Source organism: Bradyrhizobium sp. SRS-191 (assembly GCF_024586915.1).
GTDB lineage: Bacteria > Pseudomonadota > Alphaproteobacteria > Rhizobiales > Xanthobacteraceae > Bradyrhizobium.
The window spans coordinates 144646-160206 of record NZ_JANBVS010000014.1; the positions used below are offsets into that span (position 1 = coordinate 144646).

The 15561-nt window shown below is 65.6% G+C and carries 14 protein-coding genes; 12 read left to right on the forward strand and 2 right to left on the reverse strand.

All coding sequences use genetic code 11. The features are described 5' to 3' along the window. Positions 1–3: 3 nt before the first annotated feature. Together fixJ and fixL are read right to left on the reverse strand one after the other, a co-directional pair. On the reverse strand, positions 4–621 hold the full coding sequence (gene fixJ, locus NLR35_RS23735; protein ID WP_257168946.1) for a response regulator FixJ: 618 nt from the start codon (positions 619–621) through the stop codon (positions 4–6). Beyond that, positions 614–2125, reverse strand: coding sequence for a sensor protein FixL (gene fixL, locus NLR35_RS23740; RefSeq protein WP_374940854.1), 1512 nt, complete (start codon positions 2123–2125; stop codon positions 614–616). The genes fixJ and fixL overlap by 8 nt, the downstream gene beginning before the upstream one ends. A 328-nt stretch (positions 2126–2453) precedes the next feature. Between fixL and NLR35_RS23745 the strand changes: the two genes are divergently transcribed. The 12 genes from NLR35_RS23745 (at position 2454) to NLR35_RS23800 (ending at position 15533) form a co-directional block, all read left to right on the forward strand. Continuing rightward, on the forward strand, positions 2454–3287 hold the full coding sequence (locus NLR35_RS23745; protein WP_257168948.1) for a universal stress protein: 834 nt from the start codon (positions 2454–2456) through the stop codon (positions 3285–3287). A gap of 37 nt (positions 3288–3324) precedes the next feature. After that, positions 3325–3750, forward strand: coding sequence for an HPP family protein (locus NLR35_RS23750; RefSeq protein WP_257168949.1), 426 nt, complete (start codon positions 3325–3327; stop codon positions 3748–3750). 240 nt (positions 3751–3990) lie between these two features. Further along, a complete protein-coding gene (gene ccoN, locus NLR35_RS23755; protein ID WP_257168950.1) occupies positions 3991–5637 on the forward strand; it encodes a cytochrome-c oxidase, cbb3-type subunit I in 1647 nt (548 codons plus the stop codon). An 11-nt stretch (positions 5638–5648) separates the two neighbouring features. Further along, positions 5649–6383, forward strand: coding sequence for a cytochrome-c oxidase, cbb3-type subunit II (gene ccoO / locus NLR35_RS23760; protein WP_257168951.1), 735 nt, complete (start codon positions 5649–5651; stop codon positions 6381–6383). 18 nt (positions 6384–6401) lie between these two features. Further along, positions 6402–6566: a cbb3-type cytochrome c oxidase subunit 3 gene (locus tag NLR35_RS23765; protein WP_257168952.1), complete on the forward strand. Its 165-nt coding sequence runs from the start codon at positions 6402–6404 to the stop codon at positions 6564–6566. Between the two features lie 6 nt (positions 6567–6572). Continuing rightward, entirely contained in the window at positions 6573–7445 is an 873-nt protein-coding gene (gene ccoP, locus NLR35_RS23770) for a cytochrome-c oxidase, cbb3-type subunit III (RefSeq protein ID WP_257168953.1), read from the forward strand. A 97-nt stretch (positions 7446–7542) separates the two neighbouring features. Continuing rightward, positions 7543–9039: a cytochrome c oxidase accessory protein CcoG gene (gene ccoG / locus NLR35_RS23775; protein WP_257168954.1), complete on the forward strand. Its 1497-nt coding sequence runs from the start codon at positions 7543–7545 to the stop codon at positions 9037–9039. Between the two features lie 18 nt (positions 9040–9057). Next, positions 9058–9558 (forward strand): FixH family protein, encoded by a 501-nt coding sequence (locus NLR35_RS23780; RefSeq protein ID WP_257168955.1) that lies wholly within the window; start codon positions 9058–9060, stop codon positions 9556–9558. Positions 9559–9572: 14 nt separating this feature from the next. Continuing rightward, positions 9573–11774, forward strand: a complete 2202-nt coding sequence (locus NLR35_RS23785; protein ID WP_257168956.1) for a cation-translocating P-type ATPase — start codon at positions 9573–9575, stop codon at positions 11772–11774. After that, on the forward strand, positions 11765–11950 hold the full coding sequence (ccoS, locus tag NLR35_RS23790; protein ID WP_257168957.1) for a cbb3-type cytochrome oxidase assembly protein CcoS: 186 nt from the start codon (positions 11765–11767) through the stop codon (positions 11948–11950). The genes NLR35_RS23785 and ccoS overlap by 10 nt, the downstream gene beginning before the upstream one ends. A gap of 111 nt (positions 11951–12061) precedes the next feature. Continuing rightward, positions 12062–13216 carry a patatin-like phospholipase family protein gene (locus tag NLR35_RS23795; protein WP_257169000.1) on the forward strand — a complete coding sequence of 385 codons (1155 nt, stop codon included), beginning with the start codon at positions 12062–12064 and terminating at the stop codon, positions 13214–13216. Positions 13217–13409: 193 nt separating this feature from the next. Beyond that, the gene (locus tag NLR35_RS23800; protein WP_257168958.1) at positions 13410–15533 is read left to right on the forward strand and encodes a methyl-accepting chemotaxis protein; all 2124 of its coding nucleotides are present in this window, start codon (positions 13410–13412) and stop codon (positions 15531–15533) included. Positions 15534–15561 lie beyond the last annotated feature (28 nt).

Sequence of the window (15561 nt, forward strand, 5' to 3'; positions counted from 1 at the left end):
AGCTCAATCCTTCAGAGCGCCGGCCCGCATCGCCAGGCGGACCAGCTCGGAGAGGCTGTTGGCGCCCATCTTGGTCATCACGTTGGCGCGGTAGACCTCGATGGTGCGCGGGCTGATGTCGTATTCCCGGGCGATCAGCTTGTTGGAGAGGCCGGCCATCAATCCGTCCATCACCTGGCGCTCCCTCGGGCTCAGGCTGGCAATGCGGCCGAGGATGTCCTGCGTGACCGATTCGTTCTTCGCCGCCGGCTCGGCCTGGCGAATCGCGGTCTCGATCATCGCGACGAGTCGTTCATCCTCGAAAGGTTTCTCCAGGAAGTCGACCGCGCCGAGCTTCATCGCCTCGACCGCGAGCGGCACGTCGCCATGGCCGGTCATGACCAGGATGGGGAAGCTGCTGCCGGTCGCCTTCATGCGCTTGAGCAGCTCGATGCCGTCGATGCCGGGCATGCGCACGTCCGAGACCACGCAGCCGAAGGCGAGCGTCGGCATCCGGTCGAGAAAGGCCTGCGCATGCTCGAACAGCGTGACCTCGAAGCCTGAGGAGTCGAGCAGGAAGTTGAGGGAATCCCGCATCGCCTCGTCGTCGTCGATCACATAGACCTTGGCCCGCTCAGCCATCATGCTCAACCCTGGTTGGGGCCGCGGGCAGGGTGAAGCGGAAGGTCGCGCCGCCTGCCTCGTTGTTTTCGGCCCACATGCGCCCGCCATGGGCCTCGATGATGGAACGGCTGATCGACAGGCCGACTCCCATTCCGGTGTCCTTGGTCGTGAAGAAGGTTTTGAACAGATTGGGCATGACGTCGTCGTGGAATCCCGTTCCGGTATCGGACACGGCAACCTCGATCAAGTCATCGCTGACCCTGCGGTTGGTGGCGGCGAGTTCGCGCCGCTTGGAATGCGACATGGCCTCGAGCGCATTGCGGAACAGGTTGACCAGCACCTGCTGGATCTGAACGCGGTCGGCCAGCACGAGATCGGCATCCGGATTGAGCTGGAATCGCAGCTGGACGTTCTGCTCCCGGGCGCCGGCGAGGCCGAGCGCGCCCGCCTCCTCGATCAGCTTCGACAGGCTCTCGACGCGCTTTTCCGATTCGCCGCGCGAGACGAAGTCGCGCAGACGGCGGATGATCTGGCCGGCGCGAATCGCCTGCTCGGCGGCGCGGTCCATGGCGCTCTCGATCTTGCCGGTGTTCGGATCGCTGCTGCCGGCCAGCAGCCTGCGCGAGCCTTTCATGTAGTTGCTGATGGCGGCCAGCGGCTGGTTCAGCTCGTGCGCCAGCGCCGAGGCCATTTCGCCCATGGCGCTGAGCCGCGACACATGGACCAGCTCCGACTGTAATTCGCGCAAGCGCGCCTGGGTCTGCTGGTGCTCGGTGAGATCATGGGCGAAGCCGGTGAAATAGGGTTTTCCGCCGGACTGCATCTCGCCGATCGACAGGTGCATCGGGAAGGTCGCGCCGTCGCGCCGGCGCCCCGTCACGATGCGGCCGATGCCGATGATGTGCCGCTCGCGGGTGCCGTGATAACGGGTGAGGTAGCCGGCATGGCGCGAGCGGTCCGGCTCCGGCATCAATTCGCTGACGTCGAGGCCGACCGCCTCTTCCTCGGTGTAACCGAACATCCGCTCGGCCGCGGCGCTGAAGAACTGGATGATGCCGCCGCCGTCGATCACGATCATGGCGTCGGGCACGGTGTCCAGGATCGAGCGGAAATGCTGCTCTCGCAACCGCAGCGCCTCCTCCAGGCGCTTTTCCTCGTCGATGTCGAGGGCAATGCCGCGCAGATGACGCGGCTGGCCGTCCTCGTCGGGAACCACGCCGGCGAGGACCCGAATCCAGTGTCCGCCGTTCGGCACCTTGAACGACATGTCGAACCAGGTGCCCTGGTGACGCGCATGCTCGATCGCCGCTTCGACCGGCGCGCGGTCCCCGGGGGCGAGCAGCGCCAGGAAGGACCCATACGTCACGGGCTGATCGGCATCCGCCCCGAACAGCTTGCGCGTCGTGGACGACCAGTAGAAGTCGCCGGTCGCCAGGTCCAGATCCCACGCGCCGAAGCCCAGCGTCCGCGCGTCGGTGGACGGCGCGGACGCGTCGGGAAAGGGTTGAGTCACGCCGCGCACTTCGAAGCCTTCAATCGATTCGCCGTTGTTGCCAAGAGCAGCTCCACAAGAGCTGCTCCACAAGAGCTGATCCACGAGAGCTGCTCCAGGAGGGAGCGGCTGTTGTGGGCGGCCGGGGGAGCCGCCCCCGGTATTCTATACCAGATTGTGCCGTGACAATCCGGGCGGGCCTAGACTTTGGTTCGACAATTCAAGGCTTTCCCCCACTTCGGCCGGTTCCATCGCCGGCCGTCCCCGCCGTGTTCCGATGCCGCACATTGATCTATCTCATCACGGTGGGGCGTTTCACCCTTAAGAGCTGCATGGAAGCAATGTTTGGAGAGGCGGGATGACGCTCGCGACTGTCATGGTGAGTCTGGCGCTCAACCAGCCCAACGAGGCCCGCCTCAAGGTCGCGGGTGATCTCGCCGCCCGATTTGAGGCCGGCGTCATCGGCGTGGCCGCCGCGGAGTTCACGCCGCCGCTGTATTTCACGACCGGCGAGCAGGCCCAGGAGCTGATCGAGCAGGGCGAGGCCGCGTTGCAGAACAGGCTGGTGGAGCTCGAACAGCAATTCCGGACCGTGGTCGGCGACCGCGCGTCGCCATTGAGCTGGCGCGGCGCGCTGGATTTTCCGCTCCGCTACACTTTGGCGCAGGCCCGCGCCGCCGACATCCTGGTGACCGGAAGCGTGCCTCCCGGGGTCACCGATGCGTTCGCGATTGCCAGCCCCAAGGATCTCGTGATGCAGGCCGGGCGGCCGCTGCTCGTGGTTCCCGACAGCGCCGGCTGGCTCGATCTCGGCACCGTGGTGGTGGCCTGGAAGGAAACGCCGGAGGCGCGCCGGGCGCTGAGCGACGCGCTGCCGCTGCTCGTCAAGGCCACCGACGTCGTCGTCGTCGAGATCGTCGAGAACACCTCTGAATATGATTCGTGCGAAGCGCGCCTCGATGACGTCGTCGGGTGGCTCGGCCGTCACAAGATCGTCGCATCGGCCCGCATCGAAGAGCCGGGGCAGGGACGCAACGTGGCGACCAAGCTCGACGCTGTTGCCGCCGACCTGTCCGCCGGGCTGATCGTTGCCGGCGCCTATGGCCATTCGCGATTCCGCGAGCTCGTGCTCGGCGGGGTCACCGAGCATCTCGTGACGCGCACCGAACGTTGCGTGCTGCTGTCGCACTGAAACCCCAACCGCTCCATCCGAGAACAGGATTGCCGCCTTGTACAAATTTCTCGAGGACACCGCCGGCAGCTACATGACGCGGACCATCACGACAGTGACCCGCGACACCACGATTCGCGAGCTGGGCGACATGTTCGATCGCGACGATTTCAACACCTATCCCGTCGTCGAGAACGACGAGGTCATCGGCATCGTCACCAAGTTCGACGTGCTGAAATGCTTCGCGTTCACGCCCAACCAGATGCTGCCGCGCTACAGCGACCTGATGAACCGGACCGTGGCCGACGTGATGACGTCGGAGTTCATCTATGTCCGGCCGGACACCAAGCTGACGCGCGTGCTGCAGCTGATGGTCGAGCACCGCATCCGCAGCCTGCCCGTGACCGACGGCGACAACCGCCTGGTCGGCATCATCGCCCGCGAGGACATCGTTCGGGCGCTGGCGGCCGCGGCCAAGGACTGAGCGTGGACTGAGGGGGAACTGACGGCGTTCGCCGCGCTCCTTGCCTGATACGGAAGTCTAAGATGGATCGTCCCGTACGCCTTTGGCCTGCGGGACGATGTGCTTGTGCGCGCCGCGCAGTGCTTTGTCGGGCAACATTCGGGCTCTTTACCGGCGAACGGGTCGCAAGGTTGATTTCGATCAATTCCACGTGTGGGCGATTATGGTTGCTGGTCTCGTGTTCTTTCAGCGAGATTCCGCATGAGCGCGTCCTCATCAACAAAATCCATGACCATCGGCGAGAGTGGGCTGTCGCTCATTTTCGCCGTCACCGCCTTCTTGTGCGTCTTCGCTGCGGCGAAGGCACTGGATACGGCCTTCGCGTTTCACGCCTCGCTCGCGGCTGCCGCCAGCGCGGCGTCCGTCTTCTTCATCCTCAACCGCTACTTCGAGCGCGGTGACCTGCCGCCGCAGGAGATCAACGGCCGGCCGAACTACAATCTCGGGCCGATCAAGTTCTCCTCGTTCATGGCCATGTTCTGGGGCATCGCCGGCTTCGCCGTCGGCCTCATCATCGCCTCGCAGCTCGCCTGGCCGGCGCTGAACTTCGATCTGCCCTGGACCAGCTTCGGCCGCCTGCGGCCGCTGCACACCTCGGCGGTGATCTTCGCGTTCGGCGGCAACGTGCTGCTGGCGACCTCGTTCTACGTCGTGCAGCGCACCTGCCGTGTCCGCCTCGCCGGTGACCTCGCGCCGTGGTTCGTGGTGGTCGGCTACAACTTCTTCATCCTCATCGCGGGCACGGGCTATCTGCTCGGCGTCACCGAGGGCAAGGAGTACGCGGAGCCCGAATGGTATTCCGACCTGTGGCTGACGATCGTCTGGGTGGTCTACCTGCTGGTCTTCCTGACGACGGTCATCAAGCGCAAGGAGCCGCACATCTTCGTGGCGAACTGGTTCTATCTGGCCTTCATCGTCACGATCGCCGTGCTGCATCTCGGCAATAACCCGGCGCTCCCGGTGTCGTTCTTCGGCTCGAAGTCCTACATCGCCTGGGGCGGCGTGCAGGATGCGATGTTCCAGTGGTGGTACGGCCACAACGCGGTCGGCTTCTTCCTGACCGCCGGCTTCCTCGCCATCATGTACTACTTCATCCCGAAGCGGGCGGAGCGGCCGGTCTATTCCTACCGGCTGTCGATCATCCACTTCTGGGCGCTGATCTTCCTCTACATCTGGGCCGGCCCGCACCACCTGCACTACACGGCGCTGCCGGACTGGACGCAGACCCTCGGCATGACCTTCTCGATCATGCTGTGGATGCCCTCCTGGGGCGGCATGATCAACGGCCTGATGACCCTGTCGGGTGCGTGGGACAAGCTGCGGACTGACCCGGTGCTGCGCATGCTGGTCGTGTCGGTCGCCTTCTACGGCATGTCGACCTTCGAAGGTCCGATGATGTCGATCAAGGTGGTCAACTCGCTCAGCCACTACACCGACTGGACCATCGGTCACGTGCACTCCGGTGCGCTCGGCTGGGTCGGCTTCGTGTCCTTCGGCGCGCTGTACTGCCTGGTGCCGTGGATCTGGAACCGCAAGGGTCTCTACAGCCTCAAGCTCGTGAACTGGCACTTCTGGACGGCCACGCTCGGCATCGTGCTCTACATCTCCGCGATGTGGGTCTCGGGCATCCTGCAGGGCCTGATGTGGCGGTCCTACACGGCGCTCGGCTTCCTCGAATACTCGTTCATCGAGACCGTCGAGGCGATGCACCCCTTCTACATCATCCGTGCCGCCGGTGGCGCGCTGTTCCTGATCGGCTCACTCATCATGGCCTACAATCTCTGGATGACGGTCCGTGTCGGTGAGGAAGAGGTTCAGTCCCCCGTCGCTCTTCAGCCGGCGGAGTGAGGTATCCAACCATGTCATTCTGGCAACGACACCAAGTCTTCGAGAAGAACTCGATCATCCTGGTCATCGGCATCCTGCTGGTGATCGCGATCGGCGGCCTCGTCGAGATCACTCCGCTCTTCTACCTGAAGAGCACGATCGAGGCGGTGGACGGCGTGCGCCCGTATACTCCGCTGGAGCTGGCCGGCCGCAACATCTATGTCCGCGAGGGTTGCTATCTCTGCCACTCGCAGATGGTGCGTCCGCTGCGTGACGAAGTGGAGCGCTACGGCCACTTCTCGCTCGCTGCGGAGAGCATGTACGACCACCCGTTCCAGTGGGGCTCCAAGCGCACCGGTCCGGACCTCGCCCGCGTCGGCAACAAGTACTCCGACGACTGGCACGTCACCCACCTGACCAACCCGCGCGCCATCGTTCCGCAGTCGATCATGCCCGGCTATCCCTTCCTGAGGGAGACCGAGCTGAACGCCGACAACGTCGCCGACCATCTGAAGACGTTGCGGGCCGTGGGCGTGCCCTACACCGAGGACCAGATCGCCAACGCCGCCGCCGACTTGAAGGCGCAGGTCGATCCGGACAATGCCGGCGCGGAGGCGCTCACCAAGCGCTATCCGAAGGCGGTGGTGCGCAACTTCGACGGCAAGGCGGGTGCGCCGACGGAAATGGATGCGCTGGTCGCGTATCTGCAGATGCTCGGCACGCTGGTCGACTTCAAGATCTACAACGAAAAAGCCAATCTGCGCTGAGATCGAGAGGCGAGCATCATGAAGCCCATCCTTGCAGTTGAAAACATCGCGTCGTCACTCGTGACGACGCTGTGGACCCCGATCTTCTTCGCGATCTTCATCGCGATCGTGACCTATGCCCTCTGGCCTCGCAACAAGGCCGCTTTCGACGAGGCGGCGAGCATGCCGTTGCGGGAGGAGTAATTCAACATGGCTGACCACACTGAAGTCGACAGCGTCTCCGGCACCGCCACCACGGGCCATGCCTGGGACGGCATCAAGGAGCTCAACACCCCGCTGCCGCGGTGGTGGGTGATCACCTTCTACATCACCATCGTCTGGGCGATCGGCTACTGGATCGTGTATCCGGCCTGGCCGACCATCACCAGCAACACCACGGGCCTGTTCGGCTACTCGTCCCGCGCGGACGTGGCGGTCGAGCTCGCCAATCTCGAGAAGATCCGCGGCGCCAAGATGGCAGCGCTCGCGACCGCCTCGCTCGCCGACATCGAAAAGGATCCGGCGATGCTGGCCCTGGCGCGTGCCAAGGGCAAGACCGTGTTCGGCGACAATTGCGCCGCCTGCCACGGCACGGGTGCGGCCGGCGCCAAGGGTTTTCCGAACCTGAACGACGACGACTGGTTGTGGGGCGGCTCGCTGGAGCAGATCCAGCAGACCCTGCTGTACGGCGTCCGCTCGGGTCATCCGAAGACCCGTGAAGGCCAGATGCTCGCCTTCGGCAAGGACGGTGTCCTGAAGCCGGCGGAGATCATCACGGTCGCCAACTACGTCCGGGAATTGGCCGGCCTGCCCACGCGGCAAGGTTATGACGCCAAGGCCGGCGCCAAGATCTTCGCCGAGAATTGCGCGGCGTGCCATGGCGACAACGCCAAGGGCAATCCGGAGGTCGGCGCGCCCAACCTCACGGACAAGATCTGGCTGTACGGCTCGGACGAGGCGACCCTGATCGAGACCATCACCAATGGTCGCGCCGGTGTCATGCCGGCCTGGGAAGGTCGTCTCGACCCGACCACGATCAAGGCGATGGCGGTCTATGTCCACTCGCTGGGCGGGGGAAAGTAACGGAAATCCAACGGAACTTTCCTTCCAATTGAGCTGGATCAACTGAGCGGCCGGAGGTGGGCATACCTTCGGCCGCAACTGCGAGAAGACCCCAGCCATGAACCTTACGGTAAAACCCGACGACCTGAAGCCTCAGGAGGCGCAGCCGCAAGTTCTGCAGCCGGTGGACGACTACGGTCCACTGTACGCGCCCACCAAGAAGGTCTATCCGCAGAGCGTTTCGGGCACCTTCCGCCGGATCAAATGGGGCCTGATGGGCTTCTGCCTGGGCGTCTACTATTTCCTGCCGTTCGTGCGCTGGAATCGCGGTCTGGGCGCGCCCGACCAGGCGGTGCTGATCGACTTCCCGAACCACCGCTTCTATTTCTTCTTCATCGAGCTGTGGCCGCAGGAGGTGTATTATTTCACCGGCCTCTTGATCATCGCCGCCATCGGCCTGTTTCTGATGAACGCGATCGGCGGCCGCATCTGGTGCGGCTATCTCTGCCCGCAGACGGTGTGGACCGACCTGTTCTACGCCGTGGAGCGCCTGATCGAAGGCGACCGGCGCGAGCGCATGAAGAAGGACGCCTCCAGCGACCCGATGAAGCTGGAGCGCATCTCCGAGCTCGTCCTCAAGCATTCGATCTGGCTAATGATCGCCTGGTGGACCGGCGGCGCCTGGGTGCTGTATTTCAGCGACGCGCCGACCCTGGTGAAGGACCTCGTCACCTTCCAGGGACCGCCGCTCGCCTATATCTGGATCGCGATCCTGACCGCGACGACCTACACGCTCGCCGGCTTCATGCGCGAGCAGGTCTGTGTCTACATGTGCCCGTGGCCGCGCATCCAGGCGGCGCTGACCGACGAATGGGCGCTGAACGTCACCTATCGCTATGACCGCGGCGAGAACCGCATGTCGGTCAAGAAGGCGGCCGAGCTGCGCGCGCTGGGCCAGCCGGCCGGCGATTGCATCGACTGCAAGCAATGCGTCGCGGTGTGCCCGACCGGCATCGACATCCGCGACGGCTCGCAGATGGACTGCATCCAATGCGGCCTGTGCATCGACGCCTGCGACACGGTCATGACCAAGATCGGCCGTCCGACGCGGCTGATCGGCTATGACAACGACATCAACATCCACCGCCGCCAGGAAGGCAAGCCGCCGGTCTACAAGCTCGTGCGCGCCCGCACGGTCGCCTACGCCGCGATCATCGCCGTCGTTGGCGGCGCGATGGTCTACAAGCTCGCGACCCGCTCGCTGCTCGACGTCAACGTGCTGCACGACCGCAACCCGATCGCGATCAAGCTGTCCGACGGCTCGATCCGCAACGCCTATACGGTGCGCGTCCTCAACAAGCACGGCTTCGATCGCGTGATCGCCATCGACATCGAGGGTCCGGTGAATTCGACGGTCCACGTCGTCGGCGCCGATTCCGTGACGCCCGACCGTCCGATGATCGTGATCGGCCGCGACCAGACCGAGGAGCTGCGCCTGCTGGTCACCGCGCCCGAGGAAAGCAATCCCGAGAAGTCGATCCCGGTGAAGTTCCACATCACCGACATCGGCCTCGGCGTCGTCGCCTCCGCCACCGATAATTTCGTCAGCCCGTAAGCTCGAGGGAGCCCGTCCATGGCCAGCCGTTCCAAACCGTCCTTTCAGCTGACCGGACGCATGGTGCTCGCGATGCTCATCGGTTTCTTCGGGCTCGTGATCGGCGTCAACGTCTACATGATGAAGATGGCGATCTCGACGCTCCCGGGCACCGACGTCGACAGCGCCTATAGCGCCAGCCTCGGCTACGAGAAGGAGATCGCGGCGGCGCGTGACCAGGAGGCGCGGCGCTGGAAGGTGGAGGCGCATATCGAGCGCAGCGCCGCCGGCGCGGCCGTGGTGCAGGTCAACGCCCGTGACGCCAGCGGCAACCCGGTCTCCGGCGTGAAATTCCAGGGCCGGCTCGAGCGCCCGGCCGATAAGCGCGCCGACCAGGAGGTCGATCTCGCCGAGGTCGGCATCGGCGTCTATCGCGGGACCGCCGAGGCGATTGCGCCCGGTCAGTGGGACCTCGTGCTCGAAGGCGATTCCAGCGGCCGGCGGCTGTTCCTGTCGAAGAACCGCGTGCTGCTGAACTGAAGGACGGACCGATCATGCACGTGACGCGTGACTTCTCCCATTACGTCAAGGATCTCGGCGCCGGCCTGAAGCACATCGACCTCGCGGTCGAGGGCGTCAGCTGCGCCGGCTGCATGGCCAAGATCGAGCGCGGCCTGTCGGCACTGCCCGACGTCACCTTGGCGCGGGTCAATCTCACCGACCGCCGCGTTGCGCTGGAGTGGAAGCAGGGCACGCTCGATCCGGCCAAGTTCATCGATCGCCTCGCCGAGCTCGGCTACAAGGCCTACCCGTTCGAGAAGGCCAGTGCGGAAGCGACCGAGGCCGAGGAGTCGCGCTTCCTGCTGCGCTGCCTCGGCGTCGCGGCGTTCGCGACCATGAACGTGATGATGCTGTCGATCCCGGTGTGGTCCGGCAATGTCAGCGACATGCTGCCCGAGCAGCGCGACTTCTTCCACTGGCTGTCGGCGGTGATCGCGCTGCCGGCTGCGGCCTATGCCGGCCAGCCGTTCTTCCGCTCCGCGTGGCGCGCCTTGAAGACCGGCAACGTCAACATGGACGTGCCGATCTGCATCGGCGTGATCCTCGCGTTGGGCATGTCGATCGTCGAAACCTTCCATCACGCCGAGCACGCTTATTTCGACGCCGCGATCATGCTGCTGGCCTTTCTCCTGGTCGGCCGCTATCTCGATCAGAGCATGCGGCGGCGGACCCGCGCGGTCGCCGGCAATCTCGCCGCGTTGAAGGCAGAGACCGCGACCAAGTTCATCGGTCCCGACGAGATTTCCGAGGTGCCTGTCGCCGCCGTCCGCGCCGGCGATCTGGTGCTGCTGCGCCCCGGCGAGCGCTGCGCCGTCGACGGCGTCGTGGTCGAGGGCCGCTCCGAGATCGACCAGAGCCTGATCACTGGCGAGACGCTGTATGTGCCGGCCGAGCAGGGCACCGCGGTCTATGCCGGCTCGCTCAACATCTCCGGCACCCTGCGCGTCCGCGTGTCTGCGGCGGCTGAAGGCACCTTGCTCGCCGAGATCACCCGCCTGCTCGATACCGCGCTGCAGGCGCGTTCGCGCTACATGCGGCTCGCCGACCGGGCTTCGCGGCTGTATGCGCCGGTGGTGCATGCCACAGCGGCGCTGACCGTGCTCGGCTGGGCGCTGGCCGGCGCGAGCTGGCACGATGCCATCGTCACCGGCATCGCCGTGCTGATCATCACCTGTCCCTGCGCGCTCGGCCTTGCCATTCCCACCGTGCAGACGGTCGCGTCCGGCGCGATGTTCAAGTCCGGCGTGCTGCTCAATGCGGGCGACGCGATCGAGCGGCTCGCCGAGGCCGAGCATGTCATCTTCGACAAGACCGGCACGCTGACTCTGCCTGAGCTCGAAGTGGTCAACGCCGCGGACATTCCAGCCGACATCTTCTCCGTGGCCGGCCAGCTCGCATTGTCGAGCCATCATCCGGTCGCGGCGGCGGTCGCCCAGGCCGCCAAGTCGAGGTCGCCTTTGATGGGCGCAGTCGAGGAGCCGGGGCAGGGCGTCCGCGCCGTCGTCGACGGCGTCGAGATCCGGTTGGGACGTCCAGCCTTTTGCGGCGCCGAGGCGCTGGTGGCGCAGCACGCGAGCGTCGATCCCGAAGCCTCCGTCGTCGCCTTCAGCCGTGGCGATCAGAAGTATCTGTTCTCCGTGCGTCAGGGCCTCCGTCCCGATGCCGCGAAGATCGTCGCCGGCCTGCAGCGCCGCGGCATCAAGGTCGAGATCCTCTCGGGCGACCGCGAGGCGGCCGTCGCCGCTGCCGCGAAGGCGCTGGGGATCTCCGAGTGGCGCGCCGGCGTGACGCCGGCCGACAAGATCGCCCGCGTCGAGGAGCTGAAGCGCGCGGGCGTGAAGGTCATGATGGTCGGCGACGGCATGAACGACGCGCCGTCGCTCGCCGCAGCCCATGTCTCGATGTCGCCGATCTCGGCCGCGCATCTCAGCCAGGCCACCGCCGATCTCGTCTTCCTCGGCCGCCCTTTGGCACCGGTGCTCGCTGCGGTGGACTACGCCCGCAAGGCGCTGCACCTGATGCGGCAGAATTTGTGGCTGGCCGTGCTCTACAATGTCCTCGCAGTGCCGCTCGCCATCAGCGGCGTCGTCACGCCATTGATCGCCGCGGCCGCGATGTCGGGCTCGTCGATCCTGGTCATGCTGAACGCGTTGCGGGCCCGCAGGGTCCGTGAGGAGGCCGCGTCATGGAAGTGATGATCATCCTGGTGCCGCTGGCGCTGGCGCTTGGCCTTGCCGGCCTGGTCGGCTTCCTCTGGTCGCTGAAGAGCGGCCAGTATGAGGATCTCGAAGGCGCGGCCTGGCGCGCCATCGCCGACGATGACGAGCCGGCCGCCCCGGCTCAGCCGGAGGCTGCGCCCTCGAGGCCCTGACCCCCGTACCACCCATGTGAGCGCTGACCCTGTCGCATCGATCGCCGGCGTCGTAACAATGACGCGGCAAGGGCGAACAGACCAAGAGTTCACGTGGATGACGAGGCAGACATGGCCGAGGGCGGCGAGACGACGCGCGCGATGATCGATCGCAGCAAGCTTCCCGGGCAGGTGGTCCTGGTGCTGCAGGGCGGCGGCGCGCTCGGCGCGTATCAGGCAGGCGTCTATCAGGCTCTGAGCGAAGCCGGCGTGGAGCCGGATTGGGTGATCGGGACCTCGATCGGCGCCATCAACGCGGCCCTGATCGCCGGCAGTCCGGTGCAGCAGCGTACGGCGCGGCTGCGCGAGTTCTGGATGCGGATGCACGCCCGCCCGATCTGGGGCCACCCCACCGCATGTCCGGAGCTCGACGACAGGCTGTCCTATTGGACGACCCTGATGCACGGGATCCGCGGCTTCTTCACGCCCAACGCGCTGGCCCATGCCGGCGACATGTTTGCGCTCGGGGCCGAGCAGGCGGGCTACTACACCACCGCTCCGTTACGCGAGACGCTGAAGGAGCTGGTCGATTTCGATCTTCTGAACAAGGGGGACCTCCGCCTCACCGTCGGAGCGGCGCATGTTCGGACCAGCCGCATGCGCTATTTCGACAGCCGTGACGGCGTGCTCGATGTCCGTCACATCCTCGCGTCAGGCGCACTCCCGCCGGCCTTTCCGGCCGTCCGCATCGACGGCGAGCTGTACTGGGACGGTGGCATCCTCTCGAACACGCCGACCGAGGTCGTGTTCGACGACAATCCGCGCCGGAATTCGCTGATCTTCGCGGTCAATCTTTGGAATCCCGACGGCCCCGAGCCCGCGACGATGGCGGAGGTGTTCAACCGCCACAAGGACGTCCAATATGCGAGCCGCATGGGCAGCCAGATCGCCCGCCAGGAGCAGATTCACCGGCTCCGCCACATCATCAAGGAACTCGCTGGGCGGCTGCCGCAACAGGCCATCGATGATCCGGCCGTACGCGAGCTCGTCAGCTATGGCTGCCAGACCCGGATGCATGTCGTCCAGCTGCTCGCGCCACAATTGGAGCGCGAGAGCCACGCGAAGGACGTCGACTTCACCGAGCGTGGCATCACCGCGCGCTGGAGCGCAGGCTATCAGCAGACCCGATCAGTGTTGCAGCGAATGCCCTGGATGGGGGAGTTCGACCCGCTGGCGGGCGTAGTGCTGCATGATCCGGACGTTGCGACCGCAGCCGCTGCCGAATGACGGCTGAAACTCTTCAAGCCAGCCGTGTCTTAGTTCGACTGATCTGCATCGTATTACCTTCGTAAAAGGCGCAGTTAAGGGATTAGTCGCCATTTGTTCTTAATCATCATGACGCGGCAGCGGAGCCGCGATCCATGATTGCCGACAGTATCGAGTCACAGCGCGGCAGATGACAATCGATTGGGAATGACCGATGTCCGACCTCGCCACGATGCACAGCGATCCTCTTCAGAGGGAGGCCGGTGCGGTCAGCCTCAAATGGAAGATCCTGGCCGGCAATCTGCTGACCGGCTTGTTTGCCATGGCCTTCGCCTGCATGCTCGCCTGGAGCAGCTGGGGCGATCTCGGCAAGCGTGAGCAGGCCGCGCGGGTCCTCGATGCCTTCGAGCTGGTGATGAAGGTGAATGCTCTGATCCCGCTCGAACGCGGCCAGTGGATTCTGCTCAGCGCGCCCGGAGCCGCCTCGGCCGATGATCTGGCGAAGCTCGACAAAGCAATCGCGGCGACGGACGAGGCGCTCGCCCAAGCCAGGATCGCGGTGCAGACGGCTGGATTGCCGACCAGGAGTATCGATGCCGCTATGCAGACCTTGAAGGGTCTGCGCGGGCCAGGACGAGCCGCGGCGCAACTGCCGGCCGCACAGCGCCCAGCCAATGCCCATATCGAAACGTCCGATCGTCTTGGGCGCGCGGTCGACGAGCTCAGCGCAGCCATCGACGAGACCGCGATCGAGCTCGCAAAGGCCGGCGGCGAGGTCGAGAACCTCCTGCCATCGGCACAGCTCGCGCAGCTGTCGAATTCGATGCGCAGCACGAATGGCGGGCGTTCGTCGGTGCTGCGTTTCTTCATTCAGAACACGAACTGGACGCCGCTTCGTCTCGCCGAGGTGACCGAGACAAGCGGCCAGGTCACGTTGCTGTGGCAGCAGATCGAACTGGCCGCGCGCAGCATCCGCAACGCGCCCGAGGTATCTGCTGCGCTCGAGCATGTCCGCTCGACCTTGATGGGCGATGGCGAGCGCCGCTATCGGCAGATCGTCAGCGCTGCGCGCGATGGTCAGCCCTCGCCGATCACCGTGGAGGAGTGGGTCCGGTTCACCACGCCGATGCTCAACAACGTGCTCGTGCTGCGCGATGCGGCGCTCAAGTCGGCGCATCAGTCGATCGACGGGGCGATCGCTGCGGCACGGTTGCGGTTGTCTGTTGCGCTCGGCGTGCTGCTGCTCGTCGCGGCGGTTTCGGTCGCGGCAGTGATCAGCGTCGTCCGTGGTGTCATCGGCCCGCTGGTCGGATTGACCGGCGTGACGCTGCGTCTGGCCAATGGTGAGCTGAGCGCGGAGATTCCGAGCGACACCCGCAAGGACGAGATCGGCGCCATGGCCCGCGCGCTCAAGATCTTCAAGGATGCCCTGATCGCCAAGAAGGCCTCCGACGAGGCGGCGCAGCGCGATGCCCAGGCGCAGATCGACCGCGCCCGCCGGCTGGACACGCTGACCCGCAGCTTCGAAGCGACCATCGCCGACATCGTCAACACCGTGTCGTCGGCCGCCTCCGGCCTGGAGACGTCCGCCGACACGCTGACCAACACCGCGAACCGTTCCAAGGAGCTCAGCACGGTCGTCGCGGCGGCGTCGGAGGAAGCCTCCGCCAACGTCCAGTCGGTTGCCTCCGCCACCGAGGAGCTCTCCTCTTCGGTGACTGAGATCAGCCGGCAGGTACAGACCTCCGCGCGCATGGCCGGCGATGCCGTGCAGCAGGTGCGCCAGACCAACAGCCGCGTCGCCGAGCTGTCCCAGGCGGCGGCGCGCATCGGCGACGTCGTCGAGCTGATCAACACCATTGCCGGCCAGACCAACCTGCTGGCGCTCAACGCCACCATCGAGGCGGCGCGCGCCGGCGATGCCGGCCGCGGCTTCGCGGTGGTCGCGACCGAGGTGAAGGCGCTGGCCGAGCAGACCGCCAAGGCCACCGACGAGATCTCTCAGCAGATCTCCGGCGTGCAGGCGGCGACCCAGGAATCGGTCAACGCGATCCAGGCGATCAGCTCGACCATCGAGCGCCTTGCCGAGATCGGCGCCACGATTGCCGCGGCGGTCGAGGAGCAGGGCGCGGCGACGCAGGAAATCTCCCGCAACGTGCAGCAGGCGGCGCACGGCACCCAGCAGGTCTCCTCGAACATCACCGACGTGCAGCGCGGCGCGGCCCAGACCGGCTCGGCCTCGGCCGAGGTGCTGTCCTCGGCGCAATCGCTCGCCGGCGACTCCAACCGCCTCAAGCGCGAGGTCGGTAACTTCCTCGAAGCGGTGCGCGCGGCGTAATCGGCCGCACGGCGCAGACGAAAAAAAG

What these genes read in the sequence shown, in the direction of transcription:
- fixJ (WP_257168946.1), bottom strand. Translation starts at nt 621, where the DNA reads ATGGCTGAGCGGGCCAAGGTCTATGTGATCGACGACGACGAGGCGATG.
- NLR35_RS23745 (WP_257168948.1), top strand. Translation starts at nt 2,454, where the DNA reads ATGACGCTCGCGACTGTCATGGTGAGTCTGGCGCTCAACCAGCCCAAC.
- ccoN (WP_257168950.1), top strand. Translation starts at nt 3,991, where the DNA reads ATGAGCGCGTCCTCATCAACAAAATCCATGACCATCGGCGAGAGTGGG.
- ccoO (WP_257168951.1), top strand. Translation starts at nt 5,649, where the DNA reads ATGTCATTCTGGCAACGACACCAAGTCTTCGAGAAGAACTCGATCATC.
- NLR35_RS23765 (WP_257168952.1), top strand. Translation starts at nt 6,402, where the DNA reads ATGAAGCCCATCCTTGCAGTTGAAAACATCGCGTCGTCACTCGTGACG.
- ccoP (WP_257168953.1), top strand. Translation starts at nt 6,573, where the DNA reads ATGGCTGACCACACTGAAGTCGACAGCGTCTCCGGCACCGCCACCACG.
- ccoG (WP_257168954.1), top strand. Translation starts at nt 7,543, where the DNA reads ATGAACCTTACGGTAAAACCCGACGACCTGAAGCCTCAGGAGGCGCAG.
- NLR35_RS23780 (WP_257168955.1), top strand. Translation starts at nt 9,058, where the DNA reads ATGGCCAGCCGTTCCAAACCGTCCTTTCAGCTGACCGGACGCATGGTG.
- NLR35_RS23785 (WP_257168956.1), top strand. Translation starts at nt 9,573, where the DNA reads ATGCACGTGACGCGTGACTTCTCCCATTACGTCAAGGATCTCGGCGCC.
- ccoS (WP_257168957.1), top strand. Translation starts at nt 11,765, where the DNA reads ATGGAAGTGATGATCATCCTGGTGCCGCTGGCGCTGGCGCTTGGCCTT.
- NLR35_RS23795 (WP_257169000.1), top strand. Translation starts at nt 12,062, where the DNA reads ATGGCCGAGGGCGGCGAGACGACGCGCGCGATGATCGATCGCAGCAAG.
- NLR35_RS23800 (WP_257168958.1), top strand. Translation starts at nt 13,410, where the DNA reads ATGTCCGACCTCGCCACGATGCACAGCGATCCTCTTCAGAGGGAGGCC.